The 19,943-nt window shown below is 45.6% G+C and carries 17 protein-coding genes and 1 pseudogene; all 18 read right to left on the bottom strand.

The genetic code is table 11. The features are described from left to right. A pseudogene (locus tag ABY044_RS03890) lies at positions 1–726 on the bottom strand (flagellum-specific ATP synthase FliI); the annotation flags it as partial. Positions 727–814: 88 nt separating this feature from the next. Beyond that, complete coding sequence (locus tag ABY044_RS03885) at positions 815–1,600, bottom strand: FliH/SctL family protein (protein WP_373018363.1); 786 nt, start codon at positions 1,598–1,600, stop codon at positions 815–817. Then, a complete protein-coding gene (fliG, locus tag ABY044_RS03880; RefSeq protein WP_373018361.1) occupies positions 1,600–2,622 on the bottom strand; it encodes a flagellar motor switch protein FliG in 1,023 nt (340 codons plus the stop codon). The genes ABY044_RS03885 and fliG overlap by 1 nt, the downstream gene beginning before the upstream one ends. A gap of 1 nt (position 2,623) precedes the next feature. Beyond that, positions 2,624–4,318, bottom strand: coding sequence for a flagellar basal-body MS-ring/collar protein FliF (gene fliF, locus ABY044_RS03875; RefSeq protein WP_373018359.1), 1,695 nt, complete (start codon positions 4,316–4,318; stop codon positions 2,624–2,626). Between the two features lie 48 nt (positions 4,319–4,366). Further along, positions 4,367–4,705, bottom strand: coding sequence for a flagellar hook-basal body complex protein FliE (gene fliE, locus ABY044_RS03870; RefSeq protein WP_373018357.1), 339 nt, complete (start codon positions 4,703–4,705; stop codon positions 4,367–4,369). 288 nt (positions 4,706–4,993) lie between these two features. After that, positions 4,994–6,361 (bottom strand): sigma-54-dependent transcriptional regulator, encoded by a 1,368-nt coding sequence (locus ABY044_RS03865; RefSeq protein WP_373018355.1) that lies wholly within the window; start codon positions 6,359–6,361, stop codon positions 4,994–4,996. Further along, on the bottom strand, positions 6,358–7,506 hold the full coding sequence (locus ABY044_RS03860) for a PAS domain-containing sensor histidine kinase (protein ID WP_373018353.1): 1,149 nt from the start codon (positions 7,504–7,506) through the stop codon (positions 6,358–6,360). Before ABY044_RS03860 ends, ABY044_RS03865 begins: the two co-directional genes overlap by 4 nt. 25 nt (positions 7,507–7,531) lie before the next feature. Further along, positions 7,532–8,644 carry a sigma-54 interaction domain-containing protein gene (locus ABY044_RS03855; RefSeq protein ID WP_373018351.1) on the bottom strand — a complete coding sequence of 371 codons (1,113 nt, stop codon included), beginning with the start codon at positions 8,642–8,644 and terminating at the stop codon, positions 7,532–7,534. A gap of 90 nt (positions 8,645–8,734) precedes the next feature. Then, on the bottom strand, positions 8,735–9,022 hold the full coding sequence (locus ABY044_RS03850) for a flagellar protein FliT (RefSeq protein WP_373018349.1): 288 nt from the start codon (positions 9,020–9,022) through the stop codon (positions 8,735–8,737). A gap of 2 nt (positions 9,023–9,024) precedes the next feature. Further along, entirely contained in the window at positions 9,025–9,459 is a 435-nt protein-coding gene (gene fliS, locus ABY044_RS03845) for a flagellar export chaperone FliS (RefSeq protein WP_373018347.1), read from the bottom strand. Positions 9,460–9,495: 36 nt separating this feature from the next. Further along, positions 9,496–11,835, bottom strand: coding sequence for a flagellar filament capping protein FliD (fliD, locus tag ABY044_RS03840; protein ID WP_373018345.1), 2,340 nt, complete (start codon positions 11,833–11,835; stop codon positions 9,496–9,498). Positions 11,836–11,995: 160 nt separating this feature from the next. Continuing rightward, positions 11,996–12,442 (bottom strand): flagellar protein FlaG, encoded by a 447-nt coding sequence (locus ABY044_RS03835; protein WP_373018343.1) that lies wholly within the window; start codon positions 12,440–12,442, stop codon positions 11,996–11,998. A 26-nt stretch (positions 12,443–12,468) separates the two neighbouring features. Further along, positions 12,469–12,882 (bottom strand): flagellar protein FlaG, encoded by a 414-nt coding sequence (locus tag ABY044_RS03830; protein WP_373018341.1) that lies wholly within the window; start codon positions 12,880–12,882, stop codon positions 12,469–12,471. 35 nt (positions 12,883–12,917) lie between these two features. Then, positions 12,918–13,868, bottom strand: coding sequence for a flagellin (locus ABY044_RS03825; RefSeq protein WP_373018339.1), 951 nt, complete (start codon positions 13,866–13,868; stop codon positions 12,918–12,920). 148 nt (positions 13,869–14,016) lie between these two features. Beyond that, positions 14,017–14,967, bottom strand: coding sequence for a flagellin (locus ABY044_RS03820; protein WP_373018337.1), 951 nt, complete (start codon positions 14,965–14,967; stop codon positions 14,017–14,019). 611 nt (positions 14,968–15,578) lie between these two features. Then, entirely contained in the window at positions 15,579–18,038 is a 2,460-nt protein-coding gene (locus ABY044_RS03815) for a 6-hydroxymethylpterin diphosphokinase MptE-like protein (RefSeq protein WP_373018335.1), read from the bottom strand. Between the two features lie 87 nt (positions 18,039–18,125). After that, positions 18,126–18,851, bottom strand: coding sequence for a cytidylyltransferase domain-containing protein (locus ABY044_RS03810; protein ID WP_373018333.1), 726 nt, complete (start codon positions 18,849–18,851; stop codon positions 18,126–18,128). 19 nt (positions 18,852–18,870) lie between these two features. Further along, positions 18,871–19,938 (bottom strand): nucleotidyltransferase family protein, encoded by a 1,068-nt coding sequence (locus ABY044_RS03805; RefSeq protein WP_373018331.1) that lies wholly within the window; start codon positions 19,936–19,938, stop codon positions 18,871–18,873. Positions 19,939–19,943 lie beyond the last annotated feature (5 nt).

Genomic DNA, 19,943 nt, shown 5'->3' with positions numbered 1-19,943 from the left:
TCCGTGCAATCGCATCAAAGGCGGATCGTCTGCGGGTGTCGCCACGACGACAGAACGCTTCAAACCCTCTTCCCCCAGGTTGTTACGAACAAAATCGTTAACCTCGCGACCACGCTCTCCCACAAGACCGACGACAACCACATCGGCATTGGTATACCGCGTCATCATACCCAACAGTACACTTTTTCCGACACCGGTCCCCGCCATCAAACCGACACGCTGCCCTCTTCCCAACGTCAACAAACCGTTAATCGCCTTTATCCCGACATCCAAAGGCTCTTCGATAGGGGCACGTTTCAAAGGATTGACGCGACGTCCCGATAACAGCACTTCATCAGGTGTATCAATCGGGCCATTGCCGTCAAGCGGACTACCGGAACCGTCAACAATCCTTCCAAGCATCGCCGTACCGACTTTAACTTTAACGCCCCCCGGTATCGGAGTGACTTTTGCATTTGGAGATAATCCTTGGGTCTCGCCGATCGGCATTAAAAACAGACGGTCATCGTGAAAGCCGACGACTTCCGCTTCGATGGGATCGCCTTGAGTACTGGAAATTTGACAACGCGAGCCAACCGGAGCATAAGTACCGACAACCTCCAAAGTCATGCCGACCATACGCACCAAACGCCCTTCGACAACCAAAGAGGAAGGCAGACTTATCTCCTTAGACAACTGATCTATCTTTGCCGTCATGGTCTGATTGAGGTGTTTTGCGAAATCCATGTAACGTTCCTAATTCAGCACTGATTACACGTAAAAAAAGAGGAAGTCGAGCCGACTGTTACGGTCGAATTGAAAAGTGTCAAAACAATCATTCGTCATCAGCAGCGTTAGAGGCATCAGCAACGGCTTCAGCCTGCAACTTAACGCTCATACTTTCAAACCGATGATGCCAATTATGTTCGATGGAAGAAAAACCTTGTTTAACCCGGCAAGTTCCGACCGCCACCGCATCACTGCTCGACACCTTCCAATGCTCGGCGAATGAACTCCCGTACTGTGAAATCAATTCAAAATCATGAGGATTCAAAGAGATTTCGATCGGATTCATGCTGTCGTTTAACGCGGCAACCGCTTCGTGAATGATTTTAACGATCCACTCAGGGCTGTCGGTAATGTGTTGCTGAATAACCTCTTCGGCAATATGCAAAGCAAGGCTACTCAAGTGTTCAAAAACCTTCTTTTCCAATAACTTATAAGGTTTATCGAGTGATACTAACAGAGCATCCAATTGCTCTACTTTTGGTGCCAGAGCCGCTTCGGCTTCCGCTAAAGCAATGTCCTTCGCTTCTTGCTGGCCAAGCGCCTTTCCTTCGGCATATCCGGCATCAAACCCCTCTTGCTTGGCAAGTTCATAAGCCTCTTTTTTTAGAACCTCGGTCTGACGATTGATTTCGGGCTGCAACTTCTGTTTAAGGTCGTCGTATACCCTTTGTTCTTTTTCAATCTCTTTCTGCTCGGCTTCCTTGACCAGATTATTCAACTTCCAAGCGCGAATCTGCGGCTTGGCGACCTCTTTAGCCGGAATCACTTTGGCTAATTCCTGAGGTTCGTCGACCACCGACTGATTCGCATTTGAAACAGGCTTGTCCGGCACTATACAAACTCCTCACCGCCACCCGGCATCATCACTTTTTCTTCATCCGCTAAACGGCGCACCGTTTGAATGATGGTACGCTGAGCTTCTTCAACCGCACTGAGTTTCACAGGACCGCCCATTTCCAAATCGTCTCGCATAATATCCGCTTGACGCTTGGAAACGTTGGCCAGGAATTTCTCTTTAAGGTTGTTATCAGCCCCTTTCAAGGCGACAATCAACACCTCATTCGGCACCTCGGCCACAATCGTCTGAATACCGCGATCATCAATACCGATGATGTCATCGAAGACGAACATCTTATCTTGAATGCCCTTACTGACATCTTCATGCTCGACAGCGATATCATCCAGAATACGGGAATCGACGCCACCGCCGACCAAGTTTAGGATTTCGGCCGCACGTTTCTCTCCGCCGATGGTCGCCAACTTACCGCCCTCACCGTCACTAGACGCATTCTCCAACACGTCGTTCAGGTCGAATAACGCTCTCGGCTGAATCGTAGTCAGAGTGGCAATACGGTAAATAACTTCCGCTTGGAAACGTTCCGGAATCCCTCTCAACACTTCTGCCGCTTGATCGGCATCGAAATACGACAAGACAATTGCAACAACCTGTGGATGTTCATTACGCAACATATTGGAGATCGTGGACGGATGCATCCATTTCAAAGCTTCCAGACCCTTGACCTGATCGCCGAGAAGCGCAGCGTCCATCAAATGACCGCCGCTTTCACCCAACGCATCCGCCATCAAGGATTGAGCGTATTCGTTAGGATCGACACCCAGTGCATCTTCGCCCAATTCATCCAGATACGCCTGCATGACATTGTGAATATCGTTACGTGACACGTTCTCGATCGACGTCATCGCCGAACCGATCTGTTGTACCTCACGCGGATTAAGATGTTTTAATACCTGTGCGGCATTATCTTTTCCCAAGGCAAGCAAAAAAATCGCAGCGCTATCCAAGCCGCCGAACTTCTTCCCTTCTCCCATTTCTTCAATGGCTGAATCTGGCATCCTATTTATTCCCCGACATCCACTGTTTCATGATATGAGCCGCCACCTTAGGATCTGCAGCGACCATAGTACGGACTTTTTCAAGTAATTCATGCTCGGCATTCGATTCCGCTTCGGACTGAGCGGCCGTCTGTTCGACTTCTTCACTCATCTGCTCTAGAGCCTTAGAAATTTCATCGACATTTTCAAGTTCCTCTTCCTCTTCCGGAACCTCTTCAGGGTAAGCCAAAATGCTTTCTTCTTTCTTGGCAAGGTCTTTCAACATCGGACGAATGACACCGAAGATGATGATCAATACCGCCAAGCCGGCTAGCAACTGCTTAACTAAATCCCAGAACCAATTCTCTTGCCAGATCGGCGTAATATCCATCTCTTCCGGCGGTGCGGTGACAAATGACGCATTTACAACGGTCAAAGTGTCGCCTCGGGTTTCGTCCAATCCTACCGTATCGCTGACTAAACGGCGATAACGCAGAAGTTCGTCATCCGTCAGTGCGGTTTTGACGACATTATTATCGGCGTCTAAAGCCGCCTTATCATCCAGTACGACCGCTACAGAAAGGCGGTGAATGTTACCCACTGAATTTTTTATATGACTGACAGTACGATCCAGCTCGTAATTTTTTGTCTTCTTCTCGGTCGAGTTTCTTAAATTTGGATCTTTTTCAGCACTATACCCCTCTTCCGGAGCTAACCCTGCACGCGGCGGCTGATTCGTCAAAGCCCCCGGAATACCCGTCGGACCTTCATTACGATTAATTTCTTTTACTTCCTGTTCGGAACGAATGGCTTCCGGATCCGGCTCGTAATTCTCACGCGTTTGCTCTTGCTGGGTAAAGTCCAATTCGGCCGTTACCTGGGCACGAACCTTGTCTTCTCCACCAACGATAGGTGCCAACAATTTGATAATTCGGTTAGACAGGGTTTCCTCAACGGTACGCGTATAGTCGAGCTGCTTCATACTCATATTCAAAGTACCGCTCGAATGGGCATCACCGGTTAATAAATTACCGCGCTGATCGACGACAGTCACGTCTTTGACATCCATATTAGGAATACTGGACGCGACCAAATAGACAATCGAGCTGACCTGCTCGTCATTCAAACTTCTACCCGGATAAAGCTTTACCGCTACGGAAGCGGATGGCTTCTGTTGTTTGCGCACAAAAACGGAACGTTTTGGCAAACCCAGCATCACTCGCGCCGATTTTACGGCATTGATAGAAGAGACCGTTTTAGCCAACTCACCTTCCAGCGCACGATGATATTGAGTTGTTTCTTTGAATTGGGAAATTCCGAAGCCTTGTTCGACATCCAATAACTGATAACCGGTTGCAGCTTGCTTGGGAAAACCGGCTGCTGCCAGTTTAAGCCTTAACGCATAGACTTGATCGGACGGAACCAATATTCCGCCGCTGGACTGATCGATGCGATACTCAACCTGCTCTTGTTCAAGCGTTTGTACCACTTCATTAATGTCTTTCGCGTCCAAACTACCGAATAGTAGAGTATAAGGGGTGTTTTGAGACCAGAGTAAGATGCCCACCGTTAACGCAATACTGGCGGCAAGCGCAATAACGAGACTGACTTGTTTGGCGACTGACAACGCCATAAGATTATTTAAAAGCGTCGTTCCCAAACCCGTCGGTTGCTGCGGATTAAGTGAGGAATCAAATGACGCTTGCGGTTCAGCCATAGGGTTTCTTCTTTATGATTAAGGTTGATAACTCAAAATAAACGCCGATTAAATCGGCATATTCATAATGTCTTTATAAGCTTCCGTTAACTTATTACGGACCTGAGTCATCGCTTGAAACGATAAGCTTGCTTTTTGGGCCTGTAACATCACTTCCGAAAGTTCGACATCCAGATCACCGCGTTCAAAAGCCTCTTTCATAGCACCCGCTTTTTGTTGCTGAGCGTTGACCGCATTGACAGAAGAAGACAACAATTCGGCAAAATTGTCCGCTTTTTCCTCACCTGTCTGTGCCGCACCTTCAACCGGATCAGCCGGCTTGCTAGCCGCCTGCGCCGCCAAAGAACGCATCTGTAACATCAAGCTTTGTGTATCAATTGTGCTCATTAGGCTTAGAACTCCAACTCTTTAAACCAATCCGAATTAACATTTATTCCGTCAATCTAGAAAACCGTGGTGACATTCTTATTTCGCTATTATGTCACATTGAATTATTTTATAACGAATAACACCGGACTAACAGCAATTGATATGCCAAAAAAATGTCAAAAAACCAACAAATCGATTCATTTCGACTAAATTATTTTTTTTCCGGTCGATAACCACTGAATAGCCAGTTCAAACATAAGCTCAATTCTAAGCATTTACCCTCTACTAGGGAATTCGTGATTTAGCTTAAGGGACGTCGACGCCCTGTTCTTTCAGTTTGGCAATTTTATACCTTAAGGTTCTCGGACTAATGTTCAAGGTTTCCGCCGTCTTCTGACGATGCCCGTTATGTTGTTGTAAGGTTTCCAAAATCAAGGCAATTTCACGTGCCTTAAGATCTTTTATTTCATCCGAGTTAGTTATGCCAACCTCTGACTGAACCGTTTCAGTTTCTCCAAAATGCCGTTCGGATGGAACGCTTTCAAATTCCTCGCCGTCAAGATCAAGCAAAATATCCTGCTTTTGAATGGTATCTCCCGACATCATCACCAAAGCGCGTTGAATCACATTATCCAACTCTCGAATATTACCCGGCCACGAGTACTCAATCAAACGCTTCATTGCCGGTGCCGAAACCATCGGTTCAATACGACTTCTACCGCAATGCCTTTGTAACAATCTTTCGGCAATGGCGGCAATATCACGAGGACGCTCTTTAAGAGGAGGCAAACGCATCGGGAAGACATTCAAACGGTAATATAAATCCTCTCGAAAATCGCCATTTTGAATCGCCTGCTTCATAGGCACATTAGACGCACTCAGCACTCTCACGTCCAACTTAATCACCTTATGGCTACCAATTCTTTCGACTTCACGCTCCTGAAGGACGCGCAATAGCTTTGCCTGAAGATCGGGTTTCATTTCGCCGATCTCATCCAAGAAAATCGTTCCGTGTTGCGCTTGCTCGAATTTACCGGGCATCGATTTGGCCGCACCGGTAAATGCGCCTTTTTCGTAACCAAACAGCATGGCTTCGAGCATATTCTCCGGAATGGCGGCACAGTTGATTGCCACAAACGGCTGTTGATTTCGGGAAGATTGGTTATGAATGTACCGCGCCAAGACCTCTTTACCGGTACCACTTTCACCACTGATAAAAACACTGGCATCACTGTCCGCGACTTTTTTCGCCATGTTTTTAATTTGCTGGGTTGCCGGATCGGCTACGACAAAGTCATCTTCACTGGACGCATCGCGATTGAAGTACACTTTGGCTTTTTCAACCAGTACATTGGCTTCGAACGGTTTAACGATGTAATCCACCGCTCCCGCCTTCATCGCGTCCACTGCTTGCTCGATGGTTCCGTAAGCCGTCATCAATACAATCGGCAGATAGGGTTTGATCGCCCTAATCCGCTTCATCAACGTATAGCCGTCCATGCCGTCCATACGAATATCGCTGAACACCATGCCGATATCGTCATCAAGCGCGACCAAAGCGTCTTCCGCACTACTCACACTCAAAGCTTCAAATCCGTTCAAAGACAAAGTATCCACTAAGGCTTCTTGCAGCTCTTGATCGTCTTCTACAATCAATACTTTTGCGATACTCATTCCATTCCCTTTACTTCTGCCAACGGCAATCGTATACCAAACTTGGATCCGTAACCCGGAATCGATTTTACCCAAGCCTGTCCATTATGTGCTTCCGCAATCGCCCTAACGACCGCTAAGCCCAAACCCGTCCCCTTTGCACGACTGGTATAGAAAGGCTCAAACACTTTTTCCAATTTTTCTGCCGGAATGCCCGGTCCGTTATCACTGACGACGATATCCACTTTCTCATCATCAAGCTTATTCACGGTTACCTGCACCCTGGCTTCCTTACCGACCACGTCGATTGCATTGCCGATCAAATTTTGCAACGCCGTCACCAAACCGTCCTGATCACCGCAAACAGCCAAACCAGGCACAAATGGATCGAACAATACTTCGCTACCGCTTAATTTTGCTTGCGGTTCCACGGTTTGCTTCACCAATTCAAGTAAATGACGTAATTCCACTTTCTGTTCACTGCCTTTCCCGCCTTTGGCGTATTGCAGCATATCCTTCACCAGCCCTTCCAAGTGCCTTAAACTGTGCAAAGCTTTGCCGACAAACTTCTCTCGTTTAGAGTCGTCAAGCTGGTCGGAATTCATCTGGGAAACATATAATAATGCGGAGGCCAACGGAGTACGAATCTGATGCGCCAACGACGCCGCCATTTCCCCCATTGAATTGAGTCGTTGATGGCGATTGACATGATCCTGCAAATGACGTGCGGAGGTAACATCCTGGATCAATAAAATTTTACCCAACGCCTGATCCAGATCGGTTTCGGAATACTGAAATACTTTTTCGTCATGAGTTATCAACTCGCCCGCATCGTTCCGGGTCAGGAAGGCGTTCATGACAACCACATCCCAATTCCTTCCCTGTGCATCCGCACCCAAAATCACTTCGGCACTCGGATTCATCTCCACAATCTCGTCTTTATGATTCAAGACGATCACTCCGGCCGGCAATAGGTTCAACAAGCGGCTCAAACGATCGGCGACTTTACGCTTTTCGCGATCGCTTTTGGCAAGCTGCATCTGCAAATCCGAAACTTGCTGTTGAAGCGCCTCATAAGCATGCGTCAACTGTAGAGAAGTTTCGTTAAATAATTCAAATGCCTGCTCGAGTTCGACTAGGCGATTTTTCTCCACTTCATTCAGCACAACCCCTCCCGCTTCTCTTGTTAACCTAGCTTAAGTCGTACTTACGGATCTTTTCGACTAACGTGGTTCGGTTGGTCTGCAGCAACTTGGCAGCTTGGGAAACATTGCCGTCGGTTTGTGACAACGCTTTTTGTATCAACTGAACTTCCATTTCAACCAAATAGGATTTCAAATCCAAACCTTCGTTCAAATTAGGCGTATCATTAAACAGCCCGGTTCCAACGGTTTCTGGATTCGAGGATTCATTCTGAACGTTCAGACTCGCATCCGACTCTGAAATCGGCTGAGTTGTGTCGGCTACCGAAACCGTAGGAGCGGAAGATTCCAACGCCGTCGAATCGATATGGATTAACTTAGCATCGTCGTCCAACGTAACTTGATAACGGCTTGGAAGATCGTCGTATTCCACCGGCAGATCGGGAAATAAAATAGACAAACGCTCAGCCAGATTCCCCAATTCACGAACATTTCCCGGCCAATCATAATTTTGCAAAGCAATCAGTGCACGCTCTGACAGCTTCGGAATCAACCGACCGTTATCTTGAATTTTTTGAAACATGAAGTTGAATAATGCAGGGATATCTTCTCGACGTTCCCTCAAAGCAGGCATTTCAATAGGAAAGACATTCAAGCGGTAAAACAAGTCTTCTCGGAAGGTGCCGTCGGCAATATTATCTTCCAAATCCCGGTGAGTGGCCGCAACCACGCGGACATCACACTGAAAACTTTTATTGCCGCCGACGCGTTCATAGCTGCGCTCTTGCAATACGCGCAACAACTTAACCTGCATCGGAAGCGGCATATCGCCGATCTCATCAAGGAAAATCGTGCCTTTCTCAGCCATTTCGAAACGGCCTTTACGAGCAGTAATCGCACCGGTAAACGCACCTTTTTCGTGACCGAAAAGTTCGCTCTCCAGTAACTCACCGGGAATGGCACCACAATTGATAGGAACAAACGCTTTATCGCTTCGGGCAGAGACGGAGTGAAGGCATTGCGCCACGACCTCTTTACCGGTACCCGATTCCCCCAATATCAAAACCGTCGCATCGGTTTGAGCAACCTGAAGAATCAGTTTTTTAACCTTTTGCATTGCTGGCCCATCGCCAACTAAAGAAGATAAAAGTTCTTGGGACATCTAACCGCCGTTTGTAATTGACCTCTAGGTACCCTTTATATACGGGTTTTTACTGGATGTCAAAAATTTGGCAATATTTTTTGAGGGGATTTATTTTAAATATTTTTTAACAGCGGAATTGGCGTGCATATTTTTTTCCAAATCGACGGCCAACTCATGCTGAGTACGTTGAATACAGTTCTGAATATTTTGATTGTCTTTCATTAGCTGAGGACCGATCGAATTCAACTCAGAACCATATTCGGCAACGGCGGATTCCAATTGAGGTTGCCAAGCGGAATCCAATTGCGAGAAACGTTCCCAATCTTTTTCGCGCGCGGCATTCAACATATTTTGGGAATGCGCCAACAGGGTTAATTTAACCTTTTCTACAGACACTATTAAGCTCTCAATCGTTCGATCTGTTCTTTAGAAGAACGCTTAATCGTTTCAGGCATCTCTTTCCAAGCATCACTTAACGTTTTAATATGTTCAATGACTTCATCAATAATAACCGTATCATTTTTTGTAGAAGCCTCAAGCACTCGACGGTAACAATAGTCATACAAGTCGTAAAGGTTACCGGCCACGTCTCGACCTTTTTCCATATCGACACCGGCTCTTAGCGCGTTAATGATACTCAATGCCTTGTTAGAGAACTCGGCCTTTTTCTCATAATTCTTTTGCTCTATAAACACTTTAGTCAAGTTCAGGTTCTTCAGAGCGCCGTCATACAACATTTCAACCAATTTATGCGGAGTCGCTTCCGAAACGGCTGTCTCTACAAAGTTATTGGCATATTGTTGTGCAAACTTATTTCGCATCGCCATATTCATAGAATTTTCCCTCGTTCAATCTTATTGTTTTATTTATTAATTGTTACTGTTATTGCTGAATGTAGCCGATAAATAATCCATCGTCTGTTGGGAGCTCGAAAGAATCGACTGCAAAGATGCAAATTGCATTTGATACTTCAAAAGCAACTTTTCATAACGCGCATCGATCTTCTTGGTTCGCTCGTCGTAACTCTCCATTTTATCGGTCAAATTACCGATTCTTTCGGAGACCAGTCCCACGCCATCCTTGAACAAATTGTTCACGTTCTCTTCCAGCAAGCTGGCAAAACCTTGAGCATAGGTAATCGTTCCTCGTGCACCTAAAGCGCCGCCAAGTACTTCAAATTCCAAACCTCTCACTTCCGCTGCATTTCCGGAAATGACGGCAAAATCACTGACCTTTACCTTACGGCCGTCGGTAGCGTCCGCATAAGCACCAATATTCATGGTTCCACTCGCCGTCGTGATGGTACCGTCCACATTCTGCCCGATATCGGTCAGATCAGCCGTGAATCCGGCATTGGCGAAGTTGGCAAAACCGGTCAACTCCACTGACGAAAAAATACCGAAACGATCGGAAGTCACGTTCAAAACACCACCCGCAGTCGAAATATTGACGGATGCGCCTGCCGCCATCACATCGGTATTCGAATTGATGTTATTAGTCATCTTAGTCGCCAATTCATCCAACGTATAACGTCCCGCCTGAATCGTCACTGCAGAAGTCACCGATTCGTCGATCTTCACATTAAAGGAAGCATCTGCCGCCGACAGATCGATCAACTGCTGACCGGCATACGCACCGCCCGAGAAGCCTTGACCGGTTAGTCCGGTCGAACTCAAAACGTCTGCCGTGCCCTGACCCGTAGCGGATGAAATTTCAAAACGCGCTTGACTGGAATCATAGGCAAAAGTGGCGATCCCGGCACCAAATACGGCGTCAATTTGAGTTTGAATCTGAGCCGCCACTTCGTCTTTAGTGGTGTATGTACCCGCAATCGAGGACAAATCAATCAAATTTGCCGTCGCTCCGATCTGTAAGTTCAATGAAGCACCGGCATCAATCGTTAATGCCGCCGTGGCATCGGTAACACGATCTCCGGCAACGCTCTCATCCGTAGATAAAGTCACGGCACCGCCACTCACAGTCGCTCTTTCAGCTAATTGAGTGATATCCAATTGATAATTACCGGTTTGAGTCTTTTCGGTACCCGACAGGACATTGACCAATGCGTCGTCACTGCTACCGCCTTTCGAAAACAAGTTCGACAAGGCTTGCATATTCGTTGCCGCCACATTATTCAGAATCGTTTCGTCCAATTGCAAAACACCTTCGCGGTCGAAGCTGATCCCGACCATAGACAAAGAATTGTAATTACTATTTAACTCACCGATCGTTCCCGAAAGAGACGATTCGATCTGGGATTTTACGGAACGTAGCAAACTGTTACCCGCCAAATCTCCAAAATACTTATATTCTTCGGAATCCAACTCTTCTTGAGTCAATTTGCTTTTATCGTAGCTACCCAACTCATCCAATATAACGCCTAATTGATTGTAGACGTCGACAAAACTCTTGACGGTATCGGTTACATTCTGAGAATCCTGACCGACTGTCACCGTCTTCGGACTACCGATGGAAGCGGCATTCAATTGGAACGAAACCCCTTCAATTACTTTATCGAAGTTATTGGTTGAATTGGTTACCGTCAAACCATTCAAAACCATGACTGCATCTTGCGCTTCGGAAGTGGTAGTCAAACCGTTCGTGTCAAAATCCGACAGTCCTGAAATGCTCACCTCGCCGGCCGCACCGGTTTGCTTGGATGTGAACATCATTTGATAGCTTCCGCCGTTATTGATAATCGAAGCCGTCACGCCGTAATCGCCGTTATTGATTACTTTCTGCAACCCTTCCAAGGTATTGTTGGTTGCATCAACCACGATAGAATGCGTTTGACCACCGGCCTGAATATTCAAGGTACCGGCTGAAATAAGATCTGACGGAGAAGAGTATGCTTTATTCGCCACCATGGTATGCGCTTGAGCAAGCTGTCTGGATTCGATTTGATACGAAGCAATCGCCGCATCACTGGTAGAGGTGACTTTAACCACACTCTCATCGGAAGAGGTTGCCGATTTTTGGGAAAAAAGATCAGGAGAAGACAGATCCGTCAAATAGGATTTGAACGCCTGCAAATTGGTTTCAAGAAACTTCAGAGCGTCTAATTCGGTAGACACCTTATCTTGATTCTTTTCAATCAGCGCTCTCGGACCGGCTACTTCGGCTTCCGCCATCACTTTCGCCATACCGCCTATATCAAATTTACTGCTGGTCAGTGTATTTAATAGCGTAGTACCTATTTCGTTTGCCATAACAGCGCTCCTGGTCCTTGATCTTTTTTATTCTTATCTGGTTTAAGCATCATAGATGCCATTCTTATTATAGGTATCGGTCGCACTAAAAAAAACTTTAGCGGATTTATAAACAAAAAAAGCGGTCAAAGACCGCTAAACACACAAGGGAAACTTATTACTAGGCTTGTTCATTTGTAATTAAGCCTGTTGGAGTGGCTACCTTATCAGATAGCTGCTGACGCATTTCTAAAAACTTGGTAATGTTTTGAGAAATCGTCAAAAATTCTTCAGATGGGATTTGTCGAATTACCTCACCTGTTTCACTGTTTTTAACATAGACAATCATTTTTTCCGACTGATCGTCTTTTTCAAACCTCAAATAATTTTGAAGTTTTTCCAACTGGACATTCATATTAGCTAAAAGATCGTCCAATTGGCTTTGGTTAATTTGGCCTTTGGCTTCTTGTGTCGTTGACGATTTTTCCTTAACCGGTTTATTCTCAAAATTCTGAGTCAACTGGTTACGGTCAATCTGCCGATCTTCACTTGAAGCCGCAGGTGTCAGCGACGGACTAGCCGGGACACTATTCAAGCTTTTAGGCTGTATAACATTTAAATCTGCCACACAAACCTCCTTATCAAATCTATCATCTATATGATTTCATTGAATAAGACGCCTGTCAAACCCTCTTTTGGCTGTCCGCCACTTTGTTGTACCGATTCCAGGTAATTTTGGATATTTTTCATAATCCTTAAAGACCCTTCCGTCGGAAACTGCTTCAATACTTCATCAGTCGTCCGATCAATTACCTTTACCACTGAAGACTGAGTATTTTCATCCACTGCAAAGGCCAGTCCTTGACCAAGTTTCAATAATTGATCATTCAATTTCTGAACTTGTTCATTTAACGCCACGGCAGTTTCTTGCTTAGTTTTCTGGGCGGGAGAGATGACTGACTTTTCAGACTGTTGCTGTTTTGCCACTTCGCTTACAGTCGACACAGGGGCCGTCTGTAAGCTCTTTGTGCTATCAGCAGCAGGTGTTGACATAGAATTAATTTCCATACCTGCCTCTCCTCACTAAATCACACTAAAATCAATTAACGTAATAGTGACAGTACGTTTTGTCCTGACTGGTTAGCCTGACTCAACATACTCATACCAGCCTGTTGAAGTACCTGTGCTTTCGCTAAGTTTGCACTTTCTTTAGCAAAGTCAGCATCCGCGATCTGAGATCTTGCAGCAGTGATGTTTTCGTTAACGCTGCTCAAGTTAGATACGGTTGATTCTAGACGGTTCTGCAAAGCACCCCATTTAGAACGCATAGTACCGATGTTTGACAAAGCACCGTCAATTTTCATGATGGCCATGGAAGCACCAGCTTGAGAAGTGATGTTTGCTTTACTGAACGCAGACTCACGAACAGAAATTGCAACCTGAGCACCACCAGCAACCTGAGTACTATAGTGTGTATAGTAACCAAACATGTTAGCACCGCCACCAGAACCAGAGATACCAGTATTGAAGTTACCTAGAGATACATCAATCTTGTTGTCCGCACCAGTCTGCCAACCAGCGTGAATTCCAGTTGGAGTCGCTGCTGCAGAAAGAATAGAACCAGAAGTACCGACGTTCTGCATAACCTGTACACCGTTGAACTTGGTAGTTACGGCAACACGGTCGATTTCAGACATCAACTGTGTGAATTCTTCTTGCATTTGTCCACGGTTTTCTGAGCTGTAAGTACCGTTCAATGACTGAACAGATAGTTCACGCATACGCTGAAGCATGCCGACAACCTCTTCGGTCGCACCATCCATTGTTTGAACCAAAGATACACCGTCGTTTGCGTTACGAATTGCCTGGTTAGTACCGGAAATCTGTGAAGACATCGAAGTGGTGATTGCTAGACCAGCAGCATCATCTGCAGCTGAGTTGATACGTTGACCTGAAGTTAAACGCTCCATCGCAGTAGATTGCTCTAAAGCGGTTTTTTCTAAAATACGGTTTGCATTTACTGCACCCATATTTGTATTGATTACCATTGCCATGATACATCTCCTTTTTGAAAAATAGTCAGTCTTATCCCGTCTGGATCGCTAACTTTAAGTACTCCGCCAACAAGTTGGCAGGTTCTGTTTGGGTATATTCCCAAATTCTTTTTGCCAACGGGCGCTCAAGACGCCCGTTGGTTAATATTTATTGAAGCAACTGCAATACATTCTGACCTTGCTGGTTAGCTTGACTCAACATGCTCATACCCGCCTGCTGTAGCACTTGAGCTTTAGCCAAGTTAGCAGACTCTTTAGCGAAGTCAGCGTCTTTGATCTGTGATCTTGCAGAGTTCACGTTTTCATTAACGTTGTTCAAGTTAGATACAGTCGATTCCAAACGGTTTTGCAAAGCACCCCATTTAGATCTCAATGTATTGGTGTTCGACAGAGCTCCATCAATCTTCATCAGCATCAATGATGCTCCGGCCTGAGTACTGACAGTACCTTTACTGAAAGCGGACTCTCTGACAGAGATCGCAACTTGCGCTCCACCGGCAATCTGAGTACTGTAATGCGTGTAGTAACCGAATAAGTTTGCTCCACCGCCTGAACCCGAGATACCTGTATTGAAGTTAGCCGTTGAGATTGGAATCTTATTATCACCACCAACCTGCCAACCGGCATGAACGTTTAATGTTGAAGGTGCCGCTGATAGAATCGAACCGGAAGTACCTACGTTCTGCATGACCTGTACACCATTGAACTTGGTAGTAACGGCTACACGGTCAATTTCCGTCATCATCTGTTTAATTTCTTCGTTCATCTGTTTGCGGTTTTCGTCGCTGTAAGTACCGTTCAAAGACTGTACCGACAATTCACGCATACGCTGTAACATACTGACGACTTCTTCAGCCGCACCATCTAATGTTTGAACTAGCGACATACCGTCATTCGCATTTCGAATTGCCATATCCGTACCACGGATCTGCGAAGACATACCTTCCGCTACAGCCATACCAGCCGCATCATCGGCTGCTTTGTTGATTCTTAGACCTGAGGTCAAACGTTCCATTGCTGTAGTTTGTTCACCTGCGGTTTTATCTAATAAACGTACCGCATTCATTGCACCCATATTTGTGTTAATTACCATTGCCATGATAAATTCTCCCTTGCTATCTTCTTGTGTTTTGTTTGTGCTTTTATTTTTAGTATTGAGGCAATGTTTCTTGCCTTCAATCTAGTTAACGGCACTCCAATTTTTTCTTTAGCAAAGAAAAGTTTTTTTTTATAAAAAAATTAAAAAAAATACACAGCCCCTCCTCAAAAACCAAACCCCAAAACACCTGAAACCCCTATAAACAGAAGGATTAAAGAAGATAGTCCGATTCAAGAAAAGAAATATAAATTAATACAAAAAAATGCTTAACCGCCTATTTTCCTGCATTGAAAACACCCCTAAATCCGCTCCTTTTAGAACAGAATTAACGACACAGACTGGACGAAGACTCAAAAAACACTGCAGCCAAACAGGCAAACACTCATTTAAGTATTGCCAGAACGGCATTTGATCTACCGGTTCAACGACCGATTCGGTTATGAATGAAATTAAGAGAGAAGAGTTTTAAACAACAAAAATCGAGACTTCTAGATGGAATTTACAGAGGATTAATGAAAAGAAAAAGAAGGAATAAGAGGTTACTTTTGAGGTGAGCCCTAGTACCTACATATCAAATACGATCCACTAGGGCATTAATTTACAAAAGATCGTTAGCGATTGTTCGCCGTCAATAACTGGATCATTTGCTGAACTTGAGGGTTATTCGGCTCTAACTCCAGAGCCTGCTGTAAAGAGGTAATCGCTTCGTCATTACGGCCTGTCTTCAAAGCCAACTCGGCCAGCTTCAACAGAGCAGAGAAATGTTCAGGATGCTCCTTCACAAATGTTTTCAGAACCTCGTAAGCAAAATCGTTCTGCCCGAGAAGAGCTAGGTAGTCCGCATAAGGCAGCATATATTCCAGCGAGAACTCACAAAGGTTTTCAAGGAAAATCAGTACCTTTTCATGCTGCTCGGACTGCATGGCAAAGTTCAACAAACGCTTTAAACTGAATAGCTTAAAAGGTTTAAAGCTGATCTGTTCATAAGCATTTTGCGCGGCAATCACGTCCGCTTGCAGATCGGCCATCATACCTTCGACTAAATAAACCAATTGTTTACCTTCAAAACTTTCCACCTGCGTCAGCTGCTGCGCGATCTCTCCCAATGAGTTCAGATCATGTTTTTCATAGGCTTTCAACGCCTTACCATGCAACTCGACCGGCGAAATGCTTCGATCCTTCAAAAGCTTGGCTTGAACCGTGTCTTTTTGACTGATGTTTTTCTCAAAAATATCGGAAGCCTCTTCCAGCGCTTGTTCATCCGCAGCGCTCAAAACAACACCTTCATGGTATTTTTTCCAGATCAGATAACGCCCGGTCTCGAACTGTTTTTTCCAGATCGGAAGTAAATCGGCCGGGTGGGAATCCTCCACATACTCAAGCATGCGGTTTTTAAGAACGTCAATGGACTTATCCAACTGTTTAATGAACTCTTCGCAGGTCTTCTTCATACCTTTAAAGTAAGCATTCAACGTCAATTGAATCTCTTCTTCAGACATTTGCGAGTCATCTTCAACCGGTCTGAAAGCTTCTCGGAAAGCATCAATGCCGTAGTGATAGAGCACCTCTCCCATTTCACCAAGCTTCTTGTCCAATTTATTTTTGGACTTGGCCAAACGGCTGGAATCGGTCGGATCTTCCTGATATTTGGCAACCTGCTTGATTCCCTCTTCAGACAGTTTGATCGCCTCGCGTAACTGCTGTCTCTCTTTCTGCAAAACCTTAAGCGATGCTTTTTGATGATTGAAAAGCGCTTTCATATCCACATCCAGAACCGAATTGATCTCACCCATCAACGCTTTCTTGGAGGACTGCTCTTCAAGTTGTACAGTCTCTTTGTCACGGTATTCGACACCTTCCACCTTGGCGGCATAAGGACTCAAGTTATAGACTCGACAGTCAGGGGCATAAGTTTCATACCCTTTTACCAAAAAGGCCAGAGAGCTGACTCCATTGGCAAACGGCTGATCGGTTTCCGCCATTTCTCCGGAGTAGGTTTCGACGGTAGTCAGGTTCTTGACGCCGAGCTTACCGATCTCGCTTTCGGCACTGCCCGAAGCGTGTGTTTTACCTTGATAGAAACACAGATCCACACCGGTCAGATAGACATTTTTCGCCCCCATGAAAACCGCCTGATGCAGCGCACTGTGAATAACCGTCGGGCCTGGAGAGCTTGAGTTCTCCTCTTTCACCCAAGGAAGAGAATCACCAAAATAGACACTATTATTCGCCCATTGATTCAGCAATTTAGGATTGATATGGTGACAGTTCATAAGCACGGTGTCGTCACCGAAAAGGAACATCTGTTTTGAGTTATCAAAGCTCAAATCATGCGGATCCACCGAAACCAAAAAATCGGGATCAATCCCCTCTTTCAACAAACGTGCAGAGGTTCGCGCAGCTGCAAAAATAACCAATTTCTCACTGTTCTGCTTAATCCATTCAATTGAACTATCCAAAGACGGTCCACCCCCGACTAGCAACACCTCACGACCCTTCAACATGCCCTGAAGCAATTTAACCGGCTTGATATTACGGTGCAGATTCAACAGTTGGGCATCCACAAACGAACGCGTAACGCTTGTGACGTTTTCGGCAAACAACAGCTTTCGGTACTCGTCTTCAACATGGGCCCAAAGCTGGCCATAAGGTTCATCGTATTTGGCGTCTATCGCTGCAATGGATTTGATCAATGCGGTTTTACCGGAAGCCATGTACTCCACTTCGGATTGACTCAAAATACCCAACGGAAAATCGGCGGGATAGCATTCAACCCAGTCGGGAAGGTTACTAAAATCCGTTTCTTTAGACAGGCTCGCATAATCAATAAAAATGAATTTACGACCCTTACGTTCCCCTTTGAAATGTTCCGCCAGATAAAACGGCAACAAACCGGAATCGGTTCCGCCAATGACATAAAGGGTGTTTTCGTGATTGAATGTTTCTTTGAAATAGCGCCCGAAAACGGTCGATGCCGAAGCTTTTTCAAACAGGTTTTTATTCGCACTAGGGTAATATTTCTCCCCGAAAGCGTTTTCCCTCGGTTCTCCAACTTCGTATTCAAAATCCATTCTCAACTATTCCTAATTCGGTATTATTAAATTTTCACAACAATGCAATTCGCGCATTCTACAAACCAGCTCGCCACTTCAAACAAATCAGTTCGATAACATTTTCAGATAGGCTTCAACCTTGAATACATCTACCAATTCATCAACATCCATTCCGGCAATCGGGCTCATCTCAAATAACTTGGTTTCATTCTCAACCACAAACGCCCGTTGCTCCCTGAACCAATCCGGTTTGATCAGATAAAAGGCACCATTGATCGTGAAATAGTTGTCATCGTAATCTTGTCTTCTGTAAGTTTTTTCAGAAGGCTTCGCCAAGTAGTTCCATTCGCCCTGTTCATTGCGATACATGCTCTTATAAGGATGTTCGACCATCTTATGCACACTGACCATGGAATCCGAGCCGGAATCGATAAACTCTTGAACGGCACGGTTAATATCGTCGGCGGAACGTAACGGTGACGTCGGCTGCAACAAAACCAGAATGTCGGGATACTCCCCAACCTGTTCCAACCAATCCAGGACATCCAAAACCACATCCGCGGTATTGGCACTATCCGTTCCCAAAGAACGAGGTCTTCTATAACGGGTATCGATACCGTGCAATTGAGCGAAGTGTAAAATTTCGTCGTCTTCTGTAGAGATCATAATATGATCCAGAACACCGCTTTCCTTGGCGGCTTCAAACGTATATTGCAGTAAAGGCTTCGCCATGATCGGAAACAGGTTCTTCTTGGGAATTCCTTTCGAGCCGCCGCGAGCCGGAATCAAACCCAAGACACGTCTACCATTGATTTTTTTCTGTTCTACCATTTATGAACCTATTATTAGCCTATTTCTTATTTTTTCTTTTCTGAAAGTGGATTTCATAATCCGCCTGCGCTTGTTCGAAATCCGGCATCTGGCCGATGTCCATCCAATATTCGGTAATCGGAAATCCGCCGACATTGCCTTTTTCAGACAAAACTTCCTCAATTAAGGTCGGCATATCGTAAAACGCCTGTTCCGGAACCTTATCCATGGCCTCGGGCGACAAGGCGTAGATACCGGCATTCACGAAATATCGGTAAACCGGTTTTTCGACCATTTGAGTTACTCGAGTCCCTTGAATATCGACTACGCCATACGGCACCTGCTGTGCATACTCGCGTACACAAGCCGTGGTGATATTGTTGTGTTCGGTATGAAAATCCAGCAAAGCGGTCAAATCCACCTTGGTCAGCAGGTCGCCGTTCATCACCACAAAAGGCAAATCCGGTTTTTCGGGAAGCAGGCTCAATGCGCCGGCCGTTCCCATGCGCTCGTCCTCTTCAACGTATTCAATGTTTACGCCCCACTGGCTACCGTCACCGAAATAACTGCGAATCTGCTCTCCCAGATAGTTGATACAGAAATAGAAATTCACAAATCCCTGTTCGGCGATATGGGTGACGATGGTCTCTAGTATCGGTCGGTCTCCCACACGCAACATCGGTTTAGGAACGCTTTCGGTCAACGGACGCAAACGCGTTCCCAACCCACCTAGCATTAAGACAACCGGGTTCAATCGTTTCACGACCTCTTTTTTGTCGTAATACAGCCCGACAATTTTTTTATCCTCATCCACGATTGGAAGATGACGAATCGATTTTTCCAGCATCTTACGCTTCCAGGCGGTTTCCGTCTGACTCTGTAAACCGACGGTCGGATTCGGATTCAAAGCCGCCGTAACGCTACCGTCCAAACCTTCTCCTCGTAAAAGTGCTCGACGAACGTCACCATCGGTCAAAGTTCCCAACAACACATCATTAGAATCCACGACCAAAACAATCTGTAGAGCTTCACGGTCAAGAACCGTCAAGGCTTCCTTGATCGTTGCCGTTTCATCCACGGCAATACGTCGCCACTCAAAAAGGTTCATCGCTC

This window comes from Thiomicrorhabdus sp. (genome assembly GCF_041583835.1).
Lineage (GTDB): Bacteria > Pseudomonadota > Gammaproteobacteria > Thiomicrospirales > Thiomicrospiraceae > Thiomicrorhabdus.
Note: the sequence above shows the minus strand (reverse complement) of the source record. Positions and strands in the feature narration are given on the sequence as shown.

Coding starts and splice junctions, on each gene's coding strand:
- fliG (WP_373018361.1), bottom strand. CDS start 2,622: ATGCCAGATTCAGCCATTGAAGAAATGGGAGAAGGGAAGAAGTTCGGC.
- fliF (WP_373018359.1), bottom strand. CDS start 4,318: ATGGCTGAACCGCAAGCGTCATTTGATTCCTCACTTAATCCGCAGCAA.
- fliE (WP_373018357.1), bottom strand. CDS start 4,705: ATGAGCACAATTGATACACAAAGCTTGATGTTACAGATGCGTTCTTTG.
- ABY044_RS03865 (WP_373018355.1), bottom strand. CDS start 6,361: ATGAGTATCGCAAAAGTATTGATTGTAGAAGACGATCAAGAGCTGCAA.
- ABY044_RS03855 (WP_373018351.1), bottom strand. CDS start 8,644: ATGTCCCAAGAACTTTTATCTTCTTTAGTTGGCGATGGGCCAGCAATG.
- fliS (WP_373018347.1), bottom strand. CDS start 9,459: ATGAATATGGCGATGCGAAATAAGTTTGCACAACAATATGCCAATAAC.
- fliD (WP_373018345.1), bottom strand. CDS start 11,835: ATGGCAAACGAAATAGGTACTACGCTATTAAATACACTGACCAGCAGT.
- ABY044_RS03830 (WP_373018341.1), bottom strand. CDS start 12,882: ATGGAAATTAATTCTATGTCAACACCTGCTGCTGATAGCACAAAGAGC.
- ABY044_RS03825 (WP_373018339.1), bottom strand. CDS start 13,868: ATGGCAATGGTAATCAATACAAATATGGGTGCAGTAAATGCAAACCGT.
- ABY044_RS03820 (WP_373018337.1), bottom strand. CDS start 14,967: ATGGCAATGGTAATTAACACAAATATGGGTGCAATGAATGCGGTACGT.
- ABY044_RS03815 (WP_373018335.1), bottom strand. CDS start 18,038: ATGGATTTTGAATACGAAGTTGGAGAACCGAGGGAAAACGCTTTCGGG.
- ABY044_RS03810 (WP_373018333.1), bottom strand. CDS start 18,851: ATGGTAGAACAGAAAAAAATCAATGGTAGACGTGTCTTGGGTTTGATT.
- ABY044_RS03805 (WP_373018331.1), bottom strand. CDS start 19,938: ATGAACCTTTTTGAGTGGCGACGTATTGCCGTGGATGAAACGGCAACG.